This window comes from Serratia sp. A07 (assembly GCF_058725505.1).
In genome coordinates this window covers 1-1,907 of the sequence record NZ_JBZXDO010000139.1, presented here as the reverse complement: position 1 = coordinate 1,907, position 1,907 = coordinate 1, and the positions used below count along the sequence as shown (strand labels likewise).

The following is a 1,907-nucleotide window of genomic DNA, read 5'->3' as shown; positions in this document are numbered from 1 at the left end:
TGAAATTGCCACTTCAGAAGGTGAGCCAGTAAAACCGCCATCCGGCTGGCCAGTTCGCGCTTTTCACTCTTGCCCACGTCCTCAATCTCCTCGGCAATATTTTCAATATCCAGTTGGCTAAGTTTACCGGCACGCAGTAACGCCGCCTGTTCATTCGCCCAGGCGACCACGTCGGTATCGTAACGAGTTCCCATGGGAGCCTCCGGTATAGTAGATAGAAAAACTGCACACAGCAGACGCTATGTGCAGTATGTCAATGAATGCCATCCAGGTCAAAATGGGATGTCATCATCAAAGTCCATCGGCGGTTCATTGCCGGCAGGCGCCTGAGGGGGTGTACCACTGTGGGTCGGTTGCTGAGATTGCCCCCAACTACCAGACGCTGAGGGCCCCGGGTTATCGGTCTGACTACGACCACCCAGCATCTGCATCGTGCCGCCCACGTTAATGACTACCTCAGTAGTGTAGCGATCCTGGCCGCTCTGATCTGCCCATTTACGCGTGCGCAAAGCGCCTTCAATATAGACCTGCGAACCTTTACGCAAGTATTCGCCGGCAATTTCAGCGAGTTTGCCAAACAGCACCACACGGTGCCATTCGGTTTTTTCTTTCTGTTCGCCGGATTGTTTATCACGCCAGGTCTCGGAGGTCGCAAGCGACAGGGTGGCAACCGCACCACCATTTGGCATGTAACGGACTTCAGGATCCTGTCCAAGGTTACCGACAAGTATGACTTTGTTTACGCCGCGAGACGCCATAATCAAATCCTCATAGGGAATAGAGTTAGAAAGAGAAAAACGCCCCGAAAAATCGAGGCGTAAAGGGCGTTATCAGAAAGAGTTTTCCGCGTATTGTTGCTGTGCGGAACCTTGCTGAGGCGGCGTAGAGTCGGATTTCTCAGCCTGATATACCTTTTCCTGACCGATTTTGATCCAATCGACCTTGATAAGGCGGGCTTTGAGGCTGACGCGCTGTTCACCGGCATGTTCGCCGCTGTTGAGCGTGAAGATGTCCGTCTTGGGATTGCTGAGCACAAAACCAATCAGGACCTTTTTGTCTTCATCAACCGATTTTTGACAGCGGTTGATCAGGCTGCTGGCTTCTTTACCGGCGACCGTCACATCGAAACGCGTGTAACTGGCGTTATCGGTAGGACCGGAGAGTCCATTGACGACACAGCTGATAAAGGTGCCATTCGGGCCATTGACTTGACGAATGTTGCTGAGGTACCCCATGCCCTTGATAGTCAGGTTGAAGTATTCAGTTTTAGTAGATGCTTGCTGAGATTGGGTAGACATGATGTTTTCTCCAGGAGTAAAGATTCGGTGACGGAGAAATACACCTTCCCGACGGGAAAGTGTTTCCCGTCGGGAGTCTGCAAAGTCGTACGTCAGTGCAGACTGTCTTGATTGTGAAATGGACCTTCATCACCGCTAAGTGATCCCCGTTCTCAAAGGCTAAACGGTGTTACCGCCACGTGGGCTTCCTCTTTCAGGCTACGAGGATATTCGCAGTCGCCCGAAGGCGTTTCTCACAGACCGCTGAAACTTTGGCTGGCACTCACCCGAAAGCGCTTCTCACAGAGTGCTGAAGCATTGGCTGGTTGTCCGGAGACAACAAGTAAGCCTGTTCATTTTTAATGCAAGCATCGAGAGTGTCAACCGCAATATTTCGTTTTGAGAACCATAAAATAAAAACGGCGTTGATCCGAAAATCAACGCCGCACGGCCGGTACCTGAGCCTTCAGTAAATTCTGTCAAACTCCGGGGAGGAACCTAGTCTCCCGACGCATTTTTCACGGAGTTGCCTGCGTCTTGACAGCCAACCTGAGTGTGGAGGCCGCTGACCGAACTGAAGCAGAAAAAAACCATGGAAGAATTTTCCCACCACCGCAGTTACGGGGTACC

General features: G+C 51.6%; 3 protein-coding genes. All 3 read right to left on the bottom strand.

Translation table 11 applies throughout. The features are described from left to right. Positions 1–194 (bottom strand): DUF29 domain-containing protein (locus AC4PR2_RS28590; protein WP_490846219.1); only part of this gene is annotated, 194 nt, incomplete at its 3' end. A 78-nt stretch (positions 195–272) separates the two neighbouring features. After that, positions 273–758, bottom strand: coding sequence for a single-stranded DNA-binding protein (locus AC4PR2_RS28585; RefSeq protein ID WP_492176009.1), 486 nt, complete (start codon positions 756–758; stop codon positions 273–275). A gap of 72 nt (positions 759–830) precedes the next feature. Continuing rightward, on the bottom strand, positions 831–1,298 hold the full coding sequence (locus AC4PR2_RS28580; RefSeq protein ID WP_060558277.1) for an STY4534 family ICE replication protein: 468 nt from the start codon (positions 1,296–1,298) through the stop codon (positions 831–833). Positions 1,299–1,907: the final 609 nt, after the last annotated feature.